Origin of the sequence: Pontibacillus yanchengensis, from assembly GCF_009856295.1 — a bacterium.
Taxonomy (GTDB): Bacteria; Bacillota; Bacilli; order Bacillales; family BH030062; genus Pontibacillus; species Pontibacillus yanchengensis_A.
In genome coordinates this window covers 1,037,462-1,054,194 of the sequence record NZ_WMEU01000001.1, presented here as the reverse complement: position 1 = coordinate 1,054,194, position 16,733 = coordinate 1,037,462, and the positions used below count along the sequence as shown (strand labels likewise).

Below are 16,733 nucleotides of genomic sequence, written 5' to 3'. Positions count from 1 at the left end.
GGCGATTGAAATGAACAACATTTATCATGATATTGATTTACTAATTCAATATGGAGTTAATCAACAACTGATAGAGAAGTGGGATGTAGATTACGTTCGAAATCAATTGCTGTCTTTATTTCGCTTAGAAAATTATCAACCGACAGAAATGCCCCCTTCTTGTAAACCGATTATGGACCTTGTAAGTGTGTTGTCTCGTTTACTAGATTACGCGAGTGACAAAGGATTAATTGAGGATGACACGATTACGGAGCGTGATTTGTTTGATGCCAAAATCATGAATAAATTAATTCCATTTCCGTCTCAGGTCATTCACCAATTCAACCATTTTTATAACACGAAAGGTCCTGTCACAGCTACGGATTATTTCTATCATTTATCAAAAGCTTCTTATTATATTAAAACTGATAGAATTGCGAAAAATATGCATTGGTATAGTAGCACGGAGTATGGTGATTTAGAGATTACTATCAATTTATCTAAACCTGAGAAAGATCCAAAAGCAATAGCAGCTGCTCGAGCGAAAAAAGAAGAAATAAAATACCCACGTTGTTTATTATGTAAGGAAAATGAGGGGTATGCTGGAAGACTGGATCATCCGGCTCGAGACAATCATCGATTAATTCCAGTTGAATTAGAAGAAGAGCAATGGTACCTCCAGTACTCTCCTTATGTTTATTATAATGAACATGCTATTTTACTTTCAGAGCAGCACCGCCCCATGGAAGTATCAAAAGAGGGGTTTGATCGTCTCCTTCATTTCTCTTCAAAATTCCCGCACTATTTTATTGGTTCCAATGCAGATTTACCCATTGTAGGAGGGTCAATTCTAAGTCATGACCATTTCCAAGGAGGTCATCATGAATTTCCGATGGCCAAAGCGCCCATCCGTAATGAAATTACAATCCCTGGGTATGAGGATATTGAGTCAGGAATCGTACATTGGCCAATGTCTGTTTTAAGGCTTAAAGGTTCAGACAGAAAGCGCATTAGTGAGCTCGGGGGAGAGTTATTAAATAGTTGGCGAAACTATAGTGATCGAGATGTAGGTATTTATGCAGAAACCAATGGAGAGTGCCATAATACAATTACTCCTATAGTAAGATGTCGAGATGGAAAATATGAACTTGATCTAGTGCTTCGAAATAATCGTACGAGTGAGGAGCATCCTATGGGCATATTCCATCCTCATGACTCTGTTCATCATATAAAGAAGGAGAATATAGGGTTGATTGAAGTGATGGGTCTTGCTGTTCTACCCGGTAGGTTAATAGAAGAAATGAAAGAACTTGCCCACTATATGGAGAGTGATAATCTAGATGGAGCAATGGCAAACGAAAATACTGCAAAACATGTTCCCTGGGCAAGAGAGATTTTAGCAAAAAAGGATTGTTCAACTACTAATATCCAAGAAGTGCTTCAAGATGAAATCGGAAAACGGTTCTCTGAAGTATTAGAACATGCGGGTGTTTTTAAACAAACCCTTGAGGGGCAAGAGGCGTTCTTGGCATTCATCCAACAGGCGTGTATAGAGGTGGCTAACCATGATTAAAGAGAGGACGAGAAGAACAACGTATAAGGGGTTACGAGCTATCGTAGTTGAAAATAACATGTTAAGTTGCACCTTTTTACCTGATTATGGAGGGAAACTAGCAAGCTTATATGATAAAAAAGCAGACTATGAATGGTTATATCAAAGTAATGAGAACACGCTTGCCATACCCGAATATGGGGCACCATTCCCAGATTATGACTCGAGTGGTTTTGATGAAATGTTCCCAGGCATTGACCAAGGCCCCCATCCTAATGATTGGGAAGAGATACCGGATCACGGCGAAGTGTGGGCATTGCCATGGGAAGTAGAAGAACATGAAGGAATCATATACATGCAAGTAGAAAGTCCGAGGTTTCCTTATAGGTTAAAAAAACAAGTTTCTTTAAATGGGGGAAGGCTATCTTTTTATTATGAGGCTATTAATACCGGAAACGTTGATTTTCCTTTTATTTGGACGCCTCATGCTCTCCTAAACATCACAGAGCAATCGACCATAGTGGTGCCTTCAGATTTAAATGAAGTAATGTCAGTGGAAGTGGATTCCGAACATTTAGGGGGATGGGGACACATTCATACTTTCCCTATGACTACCTCTAAGAAGACAAATGTACCTCATAATCTAGCAGTGATGGAACGTAAAGAAGCTGGCAATATAGAAAAGTTTTACTTTACGAAGCCTTTAAAAGAAGGTTGGTGTGGTGTTGAACAATCCGACATAGGTCGAAAACTTACGTACACCTTCCCTCCAGAAAAAGTACCATATTTGGGCGTTTGGAAAACCCACGGAGGTTACAGAGGCGATTATAATTTTGCCTTAGAACCCTGCACAGGTGTATATGACGATGTTTATGTAGCCGATAAAATAAATAAAGTATCTCGTATACCAACGAATGGTTCGTATGAATGGACATTTACCATGGAAATCGGAGGTTTATAAATGAGCTATTTTGGAGTGGACTATTATCCAGAACATTGGTCAGCACATCAAATGGAAGAGGATTTATCGGGGATAAAAGCGTTAGGTGCAAATATGATACGGATTGGGGAATTCGCCTGGCACTTGATGGAGCCAAAAGAAGGTCAGTTTGATTTTACTTTTTTTGATAGTGTTTTGGAACGAGCAAAAGAACATAACCTTAAGGTTATGTTTGGAACACCCACAGCTACATTCCCGGCTTGGTTAGCAAATCAATACCCATCAATTCTATCGGAAGATGAATATGGAACAGTTCGAGCGTTCGGTGGTCGTCGTCAATATTGCTTTAATTCTGATATTTATCGAAAATATAGTGCACAAATTACAAGGGAACTAGTGCGGCATTATGCAGAAGAAGAAGCAATTGTAGTGTGGCAAGTGGATAATGAATTTGGTCATGAAGGTAGTGATCAATGCTATTGTAATCAATGTGAACAAGCGTTCCAAACATACTTACGAGAAAAATATGAGGACATTACTGAATTAAATGAACGGTGGGGGACTATTTTTTGGGGGCAAACCTATAATGATTTCAGTGAAATCCCAGCTCCTCGACCAACCGTTACGACCCATAATCCAAGTCTAAAGTTAGATTGGGCACGTTTTCGTTCCTTTTCTGTTAACCAGTACACCCATGAAATGACGAAAATCATTCAAGAGGAAAAAGGTGAGCATCAACAAGTTACCACAAATGTTTCCGGTGGTTTTTTTGATAAATGGTTCGATCATGAAGAAAATCTCAGACCGATGGATTTTGTATCTTATGATAATTACCCAGTTTGGGGTGGCCTTGAAGAACCTCTCCCCCCTGCAGCCGTTGCCTTAGGACATGATTTTAATCGTGGTTTACAGGGGCAAAACTTTTGGATTGTCGAAGAGCTAATTAGTGCGCAAGGGCATGATGTGATTGGGTACCTACCACGACCAAACCAAGCGAAACTTTGGTCGTATCAGGCGTTTGCCCATGGTTGCTCGAACATGTTGTACTTTCGCTGGCGGGCAATGACTAGAGGTGCTGAGCAATTCTGTTTTGGTGTAGTTGACCACGATAATCGCTATGGACGCAAATATCATGAAGCACAGGAAGTATTTACTGAAATGAAGGACTATGAAACCCTACTGGAATCACCTATCACAGCAGATGTAGCGGTTTTATATGATTATGAGAACATTTGGGCTTGGCGCTCTCAAATTCAAAGCAAGGATTTTGATTTTAACAATGAAATATTACGTCTATACCAGCCATTTTATGAGTTGAATACATCCATTGATGTTATTCCAGCTGAACGAGATTTTTCTTCCTATAAAGTAGTGCTTGTCCCCGTTATGCAAATATTAAGTACTGAATTAGCAAATCGTTTGAAGGCGTTTGCTGATTCTGGTGGAACGGTTATGTTCTCATTTCGAACTGGTTTGAAGGATAAGGATAATACGATTTATTTTGGGCAATCCTTACCAGGACCTGTCGCAGACCTTACGGGTATTCGGGTGGAGGAAATTGAATCTCTATCAGCAGAGCATCAAATCCCACTAAAAGGTGAGAACGAAGAAGCTGAAAAGGAAACAACAGCAACTATATGGCGTGATTTGATTATCCCAGAAGGTGCAGAAGTCTTGTATCACTACAATGATTCATTTTATCAAGACTATGCTGCTGTTACAAAGAACACATATGGGGAAGGTGAAGCGTACTACATTGGAGCTGGAGTTGATGTAGACGGATTGAGAAAAATAGTCAAATCGATTGTTACTAAACATCAGATTGAATACCACGAGTCTCCTGAAGGTGTGGAAATCTATACTAGACAAGTAGATGGTGAGCGGTACACGTTTTATTTAAATCATTCACATCAAGAGAAAGAAGTGAATCACCTGTCACTAGCCCCTTATGAGAGTACGATTGTGCAAACTGAATAAACGCTTTTTTTAAGGTGCCAATCCCGCTTAAGCAGTAGGGGACTGGGCACATCATATATGGAATGGGACGGAGGGACAGGTTCCTCACCCAAAACAGGGGTATCTATATTTATGTAAGACGAGGAACCTGTCTCCTCGTCTTACTATTATGATAAACTATAATTATATAGATTGGAGGAGTGTTAGTGTGAAGCCGAAAATTGCCGATGTTGCGAATGTTGCAGGTGTATCGCCCACGACTGTTTCGAGAGTGTTGAATGATCGAGGGTACATAAGTGAAGAAACGAGAAAGAAAGTTCATGATGCCATGAAAGAATTGAAGTATTACCCAAACGAAGTGGCTCGTTCATTATATATTAATAAAACGTTTTTAATAGGGCTTATTTTCCCTACAACCAGTAATCCTTTTTATGGGCAGCTTATTTTTCATTTGGAAAATATCGCTTCTTCTTTAGGTTATAAAGTGTTGCTATGCAATAGTGAAGGCCGTGAAGATAAGGAGAAAGAATACCTAGAGATGCTTCAAAGAAATCAGGTGGATGGAATAATTGCAGGTGCTCATAATAAAGAGATTGAAGAATATGAGTCAACTAATCTTCCTGTAGTAGGGATTGATCGAAATCTATCAAGTAAGATTCCTGTAGTATCTAGTGATAATTATCATGGTGGGCAATTGGCTACAGAACTGCTTATTCGCCAAGGATGTCAAAAAGTGATTCATATAAATGGTCCAAGTGATTTGGACACACCAGCTAACTTAAGAAGAAAAGCATATGAAGATGTTATGCGTGCCCATGATCTTAAGCCACTTACATATGAAGTAGAGGAGACGGATTCACCTGTCATTGGACAACTTTTTGATGAAAATCCTCAAGTAGAAGCTATATTCGCTAGTGATGATCTGATAGCTTCAAATGTGATTCAAGAGGCGAAAAGAAGAAACCTCTCTGTTCCAGACAATGTGAAAGTTATAGGATATGATGGCACCCAAACCATAAGAAGTATATTTCCGGAATTAAGTACAGTGGAACAGCCTATTGAAAATATTGCACAGAAAGCATTAGAACTATTAATGAAACAAATTGATGGTGATGACGAGAGCCTTCCACTTGAGACGATTTTACCTGTGAGATTAATTGAGAGTGAGACAACCAGAGTGTAAGTGGATCATCTCCACTTTATACTTGGCCTTAAAGGTACATCGATGTCTCATGGTAGGGTTTAGTCGAAACTTTATTCTCACAAAAACACCTGTATAATTGTGAGAAAATTTTCATAAATAATATGTCATCCGGTTGACATATGAAACCGGATGACATATTATTTGTTTAGGCGCTTACAAGTTAGCGAATGTAATTCTACTTTTGGTAGAATTCATTTCTAGTTTTTGGATAAGGTATTTAATCTATTAATCAGGGGAGGAAAAGTAAATGAAAAAATTCTCGGTTTTGTTAATTTGTGCAGTAATAGCTATGGTTATGACCGCTTGTAATGGGGAAAGTGAAAACGCATCTAGTGAAAGTAAAAATGAAGTATCTGTTTGGTTCCATACATCTAAAGAAACAGCAGAAGCAAAAGCTATGCAAGACATAGTGGATCAGTTTAATGAAGAAAATGAGAATGGTTACACAGCAAAAATGGAGTTTATACCTAGAAGCGGAAGCGGTGGAGGATATGAAGATAAAATTAACGCTGCACTGACGACCGACTCGTTACCAGATGTTTTAACATTGGATGGTCCTAATACCGCTGCTTATGCGAAGTCAGGAATCATTGCTCCGGTTGGCGATTATATCAGCAATAAAGATGATTTATTACCAAGCATTATTGAGCAAGGTACTTATAATGACAAGTTATATGCAGTAGGTTATTCAGAATCGTCCGTTGGTATTTTCTATAACAAACAAATGCTAAAGGATGCAGGAGTAGATCTATCCACACTACCAACAGTTGAGGATCCTTGGACGTGGAAAGAATTTAAAGAATTGGCTGCTACGTTAACGGAAGAATATGATGTACCAGCTGTGGAAATGGGATTAGATACTAAAAGTGAATGGTTAATGTATGCATTTACCCCTTTCCTATGGTCACAAGGTGGAAACATTGTAAACGACGAGAAAACAAAGGCAACAGGAACATTTAATAGCGATAAGAGTGTGCAGGCTATGAACTTTGTACAAGACTTAGTTGCAGAAGGCTATACAACGAAAACACCTGTTGAAAAAGGATTCCAGACAGGGAAGTATCCGTTAAAACTAACTGGTTCTTGGACAATTGCGGAAATGGCGAACAGCTATCCTGATGTAGAATATGGTGTCATGCCTTATCCAACATCTCCTGATACGAATGAACTTGTTTCTCCTTCTGGAGCATGGCAATATGCTATGGCTGCCTCTACCGAGAAAAAAGAAGCAGCTGGAGCCTTTATTGATTTCATGACAAAACCAGAAAATCTTAAGAAAATTTCTTTAGAGAATAGTGTCTTACCAGCTTCTAAGTCCATTATCGATGAAGTGAAACAAGAAGTATCTCCTCAGATGCAAGTATTAATTGAACAAAATGCTAAATCTGGTCACGCTAGACCGGTGTTACCTGAATATCCACAGGTGAGTAGAGTGTTCCAGCAAACCATTTTAGATTTGACTTATCCTGATAAAAACGACGATATACAAAAATTACTAGATCAAAAGGCTAAGGAAATCGATAAGGCTTTAGAGTAACAAACTAGTAATCCGGCTTGGTGAAACCCCAAGTCGGATTCTTTTTCAAAAGGGGGTAGAAAAATTGAAAAGTATAAACGCTAAACATAATATAGTAGCCTATTCATTTCTGTTACCAGCATTAGTATTACTTGGACTATTTTTGCTTATACCAGCGATTATGGCTATTTATTATTCCTTTACTGACTACTACTTATTGACACCTCAGGATCGTACTTTTGTGGGTTTTGAGAATTTTATTGAAATCTTCTCAGACCCTACCTTTTTGAGAAGTTTACAGAACATCGCTATCTTTGTTTTATGTGTTATTCCTGTACAGGTAGGGGCAGCACTAGGACTAGCCTTATTAATTAATAAACAGCGTAGAGGGAATATGTTTTTTAAGGTGGCTTATTTCGCGCCTGTTGTATTATCTCTTGTTGTTATTTCTGTGCTTTGGCTATATTTATTAAATCCGTCCGAGGGATTAATCAATGAAGTCTTAATGCAAATAGGATTTGACCCTCAACCATTCCTAACGAGTCCGGACCAAGCCATTTATACGATCGTATTCGTATCAGCATGGCAGGGAGCAGGCTATCAAATGCTTATCTTCCTGGCGGGACTTCAGAATATTCCTTCTGATGTCTATGAAGCCAGTAAAATTGATGGAGCAAATAAGTGGCAAAACTTTATTCATATCACATTGCCATTGTTAAAGCCTACTACCATTTTAATTATGATTACGACCTTGATTGCCTCCTTTAAATTAATCATACAACCAATGGTTATGACGCAAGGTGGGCCAATGAACTCGACGATGACACCAGTCTATTATATCTATCAATCTGGTTTTTCAGATCGACTGATTGGTTATGCCAGTGCGATGACCGTTGTATTTGGACTATTGATTGGTCTTGTTACGCTTATCCAAAGTAAAGTTTCGAAGGAGGATGAGTAATATGGATAAACGATTGAAAAAGATAATTGAATACGTGTTATTAATCTTATTGGCATGTATCTTTATCTTTCCTCTAATATGGATGATCGCCTCTTCTATGAAACCAGAGTCGGAAGTCTATTCGGATATGGGTGGTATTCAGTCTATGATTCCATCTTTGAATCCGTCAGATTGGTTCACGACCTATCAAGAATTATTCGATCGATTTAATGTTCTGAAGTATGTGTTCAACAGTATAACTTATTCCATAGCTGTTACTGCAGGTTCCATCTTAATCAATGCAATGGCAGGGTATGCGTTTGCTAAGTTTGATTTTAAAGGCAAAAAAGTACTGTTTGGAGTGTTAATCGCACTATTGATTGTTCCCGTTGAAACGTTGATCATCACCCAATTTACAGTTGCCCATGACTTAGGGATATTAAATACACGACTTGCGGTAATTTTACCGATGATTGCCAACATGTTTTTTATCTACCTATTCAGGAATTTCTTTATGGCCGTGCCAGATGAAATCATCGAGTCGGTAAAGTTGGATGGAGCCAACTACTGGACTATATTTTGGAGAATCGTATTACCAATGTCTAAGCCTGCAATTGCCACAGTAGGAACACTATCGTTTATTGCAAGTTGGAATGATTACTTATGGCCATTAATGGTATTAACCGATTCGAGTAAGTACCCCCTTCAGGTAGCGATTACAAATATTAATTCTACGCCGCCTGTTTATACAAATCAGGTTATGGCCATTTTGACTATTTCTACGATTCCATTAGTCATCGTATATATCATCGCTCAACGGTATATCTTACAAGGACTTGGCGGATCTGGAACAGGAATCAAGTAAAAGTACACGAATAAATGGAGGAATACATGAATATGACAACTAATCATGCACAAGCATATAGGCCATACTTACACTTTGCACCGAATGAAAATTGGATGAATGACCCAAATGGACTCGTTTATTTCGAAGAAGAGTATCACCTATTTTTCCAGTATCATCCTTACAGTAGCGTGTGGGGCCCAATGCATTGGGGTCATGCAGTCAGTAAAGATTTAATCCATTGGGAAGAACTCGATATCGCTCTACATCCAGATGAACATGGGATGATATTCTCAGGTAGTGCGGTCGTAGATAGGGAGAATACGACAGGATTTTTCCCGGATAAACCAGGGCTTGTAGCAATCTTCACTCATCATTTAGACGGAGAAGAAGGAGAAAATCCTGTCGAAACCCAAAGTCTTGCTTACAGTCATGATTATGGTCGGACTTGGAAAAAATATGATGGAAACCCTGTCCTTACTTCAACAACAAAAGTGGATTTTAGAGATCCAAAAGTGTTCTGGCATAAGGAAACATCTAAGTGGATAATGGTTTTGGCAACAGGCCAAACAATTACGATATATTCTTCATCTAATCTACTAGAATGGCAGTATGAAAGTGAATTTGGTGAGGGAATCGGCTGCCATGATGGGGTTTGGGAATGTCCTGATTTATTTCCATTATCTGTTCAAAATAGTGATGAGAACAAGTGGGTGATGCTTGTCAGTACAGGAGATACACCGGAGATTGGAATCGGTTCCAAGACCCAATACTTTGTTGGTCATTTTGATGGATCCACATTTGTTCCTGAACCTGCCTCTGTCAATTGGTTGGACTTTGGAAAAGATAACTACGCGGGCGTAAGCTTCTCGGATATTCCAAACGAAGATGGTCGACGTATCTATGTAGGGTGGATGAGCAATTGGTTATACGCAAATGAAGTACCGACTGATGGTTGGAGAAGTCAGATGACGGTTCCAAGAACGCTTTCTCTTCAGAAAAAAGAGGGGGTATATCAACTGATTCAAGAGCCAGTCCAGGAGCTGGATGCCTATTTTACAAAAAAGCAAGACATTGATGAACAAATTGACCAAACTTGCTCTTATGATATACATGAATCCTATATAGATGTGAATGTAACTATAGATGGTGGTGAGACTAAAGAATATGGTTTAAATATTCATCATACCCCCGAACAATTCACAACCATTCTATTTAATAGAAACAATAATTCGGTGAAGGTAGATCGTACGAACTCCGGTAAAACAGAATTCTCCAAGCATTTTCCGGTTGAACAAGGCTTGGAACTAGAGGATAGTGAACAGGTTCAACTAAGTATATTGATTGATTCTTCTTCTATTGAACTATTTCTACAAGAAGGGGAATACGCATTAACAAGTTTAGTTTACCCAGACCAAGCTTGCGAACGTTTATCTTTCTTTACAAAAGACAGAATGATTAAAGTAAACGGTACTATTCATACCCCAGTGTGATGAGGGAGACAGGTTCCTCATCTCACTTTTGCAACTGAAAAAGTGCTAGCCCCCCCCAATTGGTGTTGTAGTGATACTGTGAAGCGGTGGGGGTCTGGCACTTTTATAGGGGTTGAGTTTTTGCTAAACCAGTAATGAAAAAGCATATAAAACATGCAACTGAAGTAACCATAATTGCAAGGAGCAACCCAATAGCAGTCATAAATGTATCTTCCCCCCAGGGTAACGAGGTGTCGTTCAACGTTACTAACCAGTAGATAAACAAAAGCGTTGCACATATGTAGAAACTACTACCGATGAGACTCATCTTCGCACGTCACCGTTTAGGCCCCTTCCAAGATTTATAAAAAACCATCCATAAATAAATGCTTGCTACAACTGCTAAAAGCATAATCGATAAATGAACATAATGTATGGTTAGCAGTGTTAAACTGTACAAAATGAGGATTGTAGATAGAAATAAAAGAGCATTTAGTCCAAACAAAAACGCTCCATCTAAACGATAATCTTGAAACCATTTAGCATCTTGAAGTTACGAAACAATACATGATTCTCAGAAACATCTAGATAAGATGGGTTTCTTGAAATAAAGCAAGAAACTGATTCCAATAATATCAATCAGTAAAATAAATGAAATGATTCCTCTCCTTCCACCCAATATTTCCACCTGTATAACAAAAATTTTCCTGCTTTTGTGAGACGGAGAGACCTGTCCCTCTGTCTTACTTTTGCAAGTGTTGCCGCCGCCCATGGCCCTAATAATCTAAACCTGCAGAGTTCGAGGGAGGGTGCCATTATTTTGGGACGAGGAACCTGTCCCATGTCTCCCTGTCCTATCTGCATAATTTTTTGATACTTATTTGATATAAAAGGTAAATGTATTAGCTAATTACTAGAAATAGAAGCAAGTAGGGGGGAGCAATGTATGAAGAAAACAAAAGGAAGGCTTCTTTTAAGGACAAGTATTTTGATGCTTTTTGTAGCAGGTCTTATATATGCCATCTATCAAAGTTATTCCAAAGATTCAGATATGATTACAGCAGGTGACAAGGCACCTGATTTTCAACTGCAAACGTTAGATGGCAATACGATTCAATTAAGTGATTATAGGGGGCAAGGTGTTTTCTTGAATTTCTGGGCTACCTATTGTCCACCTTGTAAAGAAGAGATGCCTTATATGGAATCACAATATCAGAAATTTAAGGATAAAGGAGTTACCGTATTAGCAGTTGACCTCGGAGAACCGAAAATTCCTGTGAAGCGCTTTGTAGACAAGTATGAATTGACTTTTCCTATACCTATGGATAAGAATGAATCAGTGATGGATGCGTACGGGGTTGGTCCTATTCCTGTTACATTTCTGATAAATAAGAATGGGGTTGTAGAAGATCGAATTACGGCAGGATTAACCGAAAGTGATATAAGAAAATACATGAAACAAATACAGCCAGAGGATTATCAAAAGGGGGAGGCTCTTGACTGACATCTCGATTTTTTTAGCGTTTGGAGCTGGCCTTTTATCGTTTCTTTCACCGTGCTGTTTACCTTTGTACCCTGCATTCTTGTCATACATTACTGGTGTATCCGTTGATGACTTAAAGCAAGGTAATGGATTATTACAAAAACGGTCCTTACTCCACACACTGTTCTTTTTACTCGGTTTCTCCACCATTTTTATTGCACTTGGTTTTTCAACTTCTTTCTTAGGAGAATTTTTCCTTATGAATGATGAATTCATTCGACAATTAGGTAGTATTTTCATCGTATTCTTAGGATTTGTCGTAATTGGAGTATTTAAGCCTAAATTCATGATGAGAGATACGACGTTAACATTTAAACACAAACCAGCTGGATTTGTAGGTTCTAGTTTCGTAGGAATGGGGTATGCAGCAGGTTGGACTCCGTGTACTGGTCCCATTTTAGCTGCTGTTTTAGCTATGGGTGTGTCGAATCCAAATCAAGCTATGATGTATATGATTGCCTATGTATTTGGATTTGCAATTCCATTTTTTGTGATGTCTTTTTTTATCGGACGTATGAAATGGGTGAAAAGATATAATCGCTTAATTATTAAAATTGGCGGATACTCCATGATTGTAATGGGGATTTTTCTATTCTTTGGATGGATGACTAAACTAACATCATTCTTATCCAATCAATTTTTTGGTGGCTTTACCGGCTTCTAAGGTGTCATAGCCAATGAGACGAAGGGACAGGTTCCTCGTCCCACTTTTGAAAGCATCAGACCCTCATGGCTGTAATGCGATAAAGCTATAGAATGGTGGGGGTCTGGCACCCCTGTTTTGGGACGAGGGACCTGTCCCTGCATCCCACCTGCACAATTTCTTGATATTTTTCATATAAAATAAGCTCAGGAATCAATAGAGAGGAAGATAGATGTGTCTAACAAAGGAATAATAATAGCAATAATGACTGGTACTCTACTATTATCAGCATGCAATCAAGAGCAAGCTGGTAATGATGAGTACCTGAAGGAATTTGATGGGAAGCTTGATCATGTTCATGGCTTAGGATATATGGGAAGTGATGCTGATCTTGCTTTTGCTTCACATGATGGATTGAAATTTTACCAGGATGGAGAGTGGTATTCTACTTCTCAGCAAAACAATGACTACATGGGATTCACATCAGTAGATGAAGGGTTCTATACAAGTGGACACCCAGGGAAAGATTCTAACCTTCCCAATCCTCTAGGTGTACAGAAGAGTTCAGATAAAGGGAAAACACTCGAAGAAGTGGCATTCGAAGGAGATTTCGATTTTCACGTCATGGGTGTAGGCTATAACAACCACACGATGTATGTAGTAAATGGTCATGAAACCAACAAGCTTTCTATGGGCATACATAAGAGTACAGACAATGGAGAGAAATGGGAAAAGGTAGAGGCTTCAGGCCTTCAAGGAGAAGTCATGTCTCTTGCTGTTCATCCTACAAACAGTGAGCGTATAGCTGCTGCATCCAAAGTCGGTATCTACCTTTCTGAAGATGGAGGTTCTACGTTTACTAGAATAACAAAAGAAACGAATGGGACGATGGTTCACTTTACTAATGATTTTCTATACTATGGATTCTTCGATAGTGAGGCTAAGCTTGTAAAATTTAATTATCAGGACAATAAGAAGACTCAATTAACCTTACCAGACTTAGACCAGGATGCAGTAGCTTATTTCGCTCAACATCCTGAAAACGCTGAGGAAATGGTGTTTCTTTCTTTTAATAATCATGCATTCCAAACAAAGAATGGCGGAGATAAGTGGGAAACGATTGTAGAAGCAGGAGAAGTACAAGAGTAGTAACACTTCATACTTACAAAAGCATGTTATTCTATTAAAAAAACAATCTACGTACACCCAATCGTGATTCAGGATGATTGGGTGTTTATAATGAGAAGTATTCAAAAAATACAACGCTAGTTATAGTAAGAGAGGAGGTAATTACGTGTATGGAACGTTTAGCAGGGTTGCTTCATGGTTTAGTGACCCTTTGTTACAGCTTGCTAATGGGTACAACCACATTCCACTTTTAGCTGCTCTCTTTCTGGGATTAGTAGGGGCTGTAGCTCCTTGCCAAATAACCGGAAACATCGGAGCTTTGTCACTCTATGGCAATCAGTCATTGCAAACAAAGACTTCATGGCGCCATATTGGCCTTTTCATAGCAGGGAAAATGGTTGTATTCTCTGTTTTAGGAGCTCTAGTATGGTTGTTTGGACAGGAAATAAGAGGTCAGTTAACCCTCTTTCTTCCTATTATACGAAAGCTTATCGGCCCCAGTCTTGTAATAGCTGGGTTGTATTTAATTGGTGTAATAAAGATTAGGAAAACACTAAGACTCGGAAGTGTTTTCGAATCCTTCCAAAACAAACCTGGTATTGGTAGCTTTTTTATGGGGGTAAGCTTTTCGTTAGCCTTTTGCCCTACTATGTTCATTTTGTTTTTTGTTACATTGATGCCTATTGTTCTTTCTACCTCCTACGGAATAGTATTGCCAGGAATATTTGCGGTGGGGACGTCGTTACCTATTTTATTTATTCTATTCCTGATTTGGTACTTTGACATGAGTGGTATATTACTTAAAAGAAGTCGTATGATAGGGAAGATTGTCCAAATCATTACTGGATTCATACTTATTGTAATTGGGGTTTTGGATACTCTTACATACTGGCTTTAAATTTTAAACATAACGAGGGTCTCGAAATATGAATAAACTATCCTTTAAATTAGGGGTTCTTATTTTAATATGTATTATGATTGTCGAGGGAATTCTGTTCTTTTTCCTATACACAAACTTAGCCAACAGTCGTATAGAAGAAGTTCTAGATAATTTGTTAGCCCGAGGTAATAGTCATCGAGATGTATTAGAGAAAAGCTTTAATGAATCCACATTAAATCATGTCGCATTGATGGAATCAGAAGCTGATACAATCGTGATGATTACAGACGACGATCAAAATGTCATTGCTCAGTCCGAGCCAATGAATGATGAGATTAAGCAACTGATTACGAAGCCACTCTCTGATATTTCTCATCGAGGGGTGATCCTGAATAAAGAGTGGAAGTCAAGTTCGTTTGTGGCTTCCGTTAGCCCTATTCAAATTAATGGGGATAATCGGGGATACGTGTATATGTTCTCCCAAACAACAGTTATTAAGAGCGTGATTAATCAACTATCCAATCAATTCCTGCTGGCTGGTCTTATAGCCATACTCTTAACAGTACTAGCTATCTTTATATTAAGTCATTTGATTACTAGGCCACTGGTTCGCATGAAACGAGCGACAGAAGAAATCATTAATGGAGACTCAAAAGTTTCATTGGAGTCAAAACGAAAAGATGAGCTGGGACAATTAGCAAATTCAATTGTCATTCTATCTGATGAACTGGAGCGGCTAAAGCAAGATCGCAAAGAATTTCTAGCTAGTATCTCTCATGAACTGCGCACACCACTCACATACATTAAGGGATATGCCAATATTGCTAGTCGAGACATGATTAGTGAAGCGGAACGGCAGGAGTACCTGGGCATCATTCGTGAAGAAACTGATCATGTAACACACCTAGTTAAAAACCTGTTTGACTTAGCTAAAATGGATCAAAATCAATTTGTTATACAAAAAGAGAATGTGAATTTATGTGACATGTTAAAAAAGGTAAGAGAAAAAATGCTTCCGATTCTAAATGATAATGAACTGAATCTAGATATTACGTGCCCAACTAATATTATCATTTATGTGGACCCTGACCGTTTTCAGCAAGTAATTCTTAACCTAATGGATAATGCCATCAAACATTCTCCTAAACAGTCCACCATCTATATTGTTGGGAAAGTGAACATGGCAAAGGTAGCTATTACAGTTCAGGATGAAGGAGAAGGGATTCCAGAAGAAGAGCTTCCTTTTATATTTGAACGATTGTATAGGGTGGATAAATCCAGATCAAGAGAATATGGAGGATCTGGATTAGGTTTGTCCATTGTAAAAGAAATCATTGAAAAGCATGGGGGAGAAGTGAAAGTAGAAAGTGTAGTAGGAAATGGAACGAAGATGACGATTCTATTAAACGAGGAGGATATAGTTCCGTATGATTAACATATTGTTAGTAGATGATGAACAACGCATGTTGGATTTACTTGAACTCTACCTCTCACCACATGGGTATCGATGTACCAAAATAAAAACAGGTCAAGAAGCCATACGCAAGGTAGAAGAACACTCCTTTGACCTGGTCCTACTGGATATTATGATGCCTCAATTCGATGGCTGGAAGGTTTGTAAGGAAATAAAACTCATATCTGATGTTCCCATTATTATGGTAACAGCAAGAGATCAAAAGACAGATATTGTAAAAGGGTTGAAAATTGGGGCTGATGACTACGTAACCAAGCCATTTGATGAAGATGAATTATTGGCTCGTGTACAGGCATTATTGAGAAGGACTTCAAAGGAAGAGTTGGTCCATGTTCATGGTTTAATATGGGATGGAGATAAACATAAATTAAGTTATCACGACAAACCAATTCCAGTGACTCCAAAAGAGTTTGCAATGATTGGTCATTTGATGAAGCATCCAGAGCGTGTATTCAGTCGGGAGCAACTCATTGACATCGTTTGGGGCTTTCATTCTGATACAGAGGGTCGAACCATTGACTCTCATGTACGGAATATTCGGGAAAAAGTAAGACAGACTGGTTTCCCTATTGATGACTATTTTAAAACAGTCTGGGGTGTTGGGTACAAGTGGGTAAAGGATGAATAAACTATCACCATTTTGCCACAGAGTCTGCACAGTT

At 38.6% G+C, this 16,733-nt stretch carries 14 protein-coding genes; all 14 read left to right on the top strand.

Going from position 1 to position 16,733, the window contains the following annotated elements:
- Positions 1-10 precede the first annotated feature (10 nt).
- The 14 genes from galT (at position 11) to GLW08_RS05040 (ending at position 16,699) form a co-directional block, all read left to right on the top strand.
- Positions 11-1,552 (top strand): UDP-glucose--hexose-1-phosphate uridylyltransferase, encoded by a 1,542-nt coding sequence (gene galT, locus GLW08_RS05105; RefSeq protein WP_160847458.1) that lies wholly within the window; start codon positions 11-13, stop codon positions 1,550-1,552.
- A complete protein-coding gene (locus GLW08_RS05100; RefSeq protein ID WP_160847457.1) occupies positions 1,545-2,492 on the top strand; it encodes a DUF5107 domain-containing protein in 948 nt (315 codons plus the stop codon). Before galT ends, GLW08_RS05100 begins: the two co-directional genes overlap by 8 nt.
- The gene (locus GLW08_RS05095) at positions 2,493-4,448 is read left to right on the top strand and encodes a beta-galactosidase (RefSeq protein ID WP_160847456.1); all 1,956 of its coding nucleotides are present in this window, start codon (positions 2,493-2,495) and stop codon (positions 4,446-4,448) included.
- 187 nt (positions 4,449-4,635) lie between these two features.
- Complete coding sequence (locus tag GLW08_RS05090; RefSeq protein ID WP_160847455.1) at positions 4,636-5,610, top strand: substrate-binding domain-containing protein; 975 nt, start codon at positions 4,636-4,638, stop codon at positions 5,608-5,610.
- Between the two features lie 268 nt (positions 5,611-5,878).
- Entirely contained in the window at positions 5,879-7,168 is a 1,290-nt protein-coding gene (locus tag GLW08_RS05085) for an ABC transporter substrate-binding protein (protein WP_160847454.1), read from the top strand.
- Positions 7,169-7,232: 64 nt separating this feature from the next.
- Positions 7,233-8,108: a carbohydrate ABC transporter permease gene (locus GLW08_RS05080; protein WP_237458308.1), complete on the top strand. Its 876-nt coding sequence runs from the start codon at positions 7,233-7,235 to the stop codon at positions 8,106-8,108.
- A gap of 1 nt (position 8,109) precedes the next feature.
- Positions 8,110-8,952 carry a carbohydrate ABC transporter permease gene (locus GLW08_RS05075; protein ID WP_202406187.1) on the top strand — a complete coding sequence of 281 codons (843 nt, stop codon included), beginning with the start codon at positions 8,110-8,112 and terminating at the stop codon, positions 8,950-8,952.
- 26 nt (positions 8,953-8,978) lie between these two features.
- Positions 8,979-10,424, top strand: a complete 1,446-nt coding sequence (locus GLW08_RS05070) for a glycoside hydrolase family 32 protein (RefSeq protein WP_237458307.1) — start codon at positions 8,979-8,981, stop codon at positions 10,422-10,424.
- A 925-nt stretch (positions 10,425-11,349) separates the two neighbouring features.
- Entirely contained in the window at positions 11,350-11,907 is a 558-nt protein-coding gene (resA, locus tag GLW08_RS05065) for a thiol-disulfide oxidoreductase ResA (RefSeq protein ID WP_160847452.1), read from the top strand.
- Entirely contained in the window at positions 11,900-12,610 is a 711-nt protein-coding gene (locus GLW08_RS05060; protein ID WP_160847451.1) for a cytochrome c biogenesis CcdA family protein, read from the top strand. Before resA ends, GLW08_RS05060 begins: the two co-directional genes overlap by 8 nt.
- Before the next feature lie 213 nt (positions 12,611-12,823).
- Complete coding sequence (locus GLW08_RS05055) at positions 12,824-13,738, top strand: F510_1955 family glycosylhydrolase (RefSeq protein WP_160847450.1); 915 nt, start codon at positions 12,824-12,826, stop codon at positions 13,736-13,738.
- 145 nt (positions 13,739-13,883) lie between these two features.
- Positions 13,884-14,615, top strand: a complete 732-nt coding sequence (locus tag GLW08_RS05050) for a sulfite exporter TauE/SafE family protein (RefSeq protein WP_160847449.1) — start codon at positions 13,884-13,886, stop codon at positions 14,613-14,615.
- Positions 14,616-14,643: 28 nt separating this feature from the next.
- Positions 14,644-16,032 (top strand): sensor histidine kinase, encoded by a 1,389-nt coding sequence (locus GLW08_RS05045; protein WP_160847448.1) that lies wholly within the window; start codon positions 14,644-14,646, stop codon positions 16,030-16,032.
- Positions 16,025-16,699, top strand: coding sequence for a response regulator transcription factor (locus GLW08_RS05040; RefSeq protein WP_160847447.1), 675 nt, complete (start codon positions 16,025-16,027; stop codon positions 16,697-16,699). Before GLW08_RS05045 ends, GLW08_RS05040 begins: the two co-directional genes overlap by 8 nt.
- Positions 16,700-16,733: the final 34 nt, after the last annotated feature.

Excerpts from the sequence above, each read along its gene's own strand:
- galT (WP_160847458.1), top strand. The coding sequence starts at position 11 with ATGAACAACATTTATCATGATATTGATTTACTAATTCAATATGGAGTT.
- GLW08_RS05100 (WP_160847457.1), top strand. The coding sequence starts at position 1,545 with ATGATTAAAGAGAGGACGAGAAGAACAACGTATAAGGGGTTACGAGCT.
- GLW08_RS05095 (WP_160847456.1), top strand. The coding sequence starts at position 2,493 with ATGAGCTATTTTGGAGTGGACTATTATCCAGAACATTGGTCAGCACAT.
- GLW08_RS05085 (WP_160847454.1), top strand. The coding sequence starts at position 5,879 with ATGAAAAAATTCTCGGTTTTGTTAATTTGTGCAGTAATAGCTATGGTT.
- GLW08_RS05075 (WP_202406187.1), top strand. The coding sequence starts at position 8,110 with ATGGATAAACGATTGAAAAAGATAATTGAATACGTGTTATTAATCTTA.
- GLW08_RS05070 (WP_237458307.1), top strand. The coding sequence starts at position 8,979 with ATGAATATGACAACTAATCATGCACAAGCATATAGGCCATACTTACAC.
- resA (WP_160847452.1), top strand. The coding sequence starts at position 11,350 with ATGAAGAAAACAAAAGGAAGGCTTCTTTTAAGGACAAGTATTTTGATG.
- GLW08_RS05045 (WP_160847448.1), top strand. The coding sequence starts at position 14,644 with ATGAATAAACTATCCTTTAAATTAGGGGTTCTTATTTTAATATGTATT.
- GLW08_RS05040 (WP_160847447.1), top strand. The coding sequence starts at position 16,025 with ATGATTAACATATTGTTAGTAGATGATGAACAACGCATGTTGGATTTA.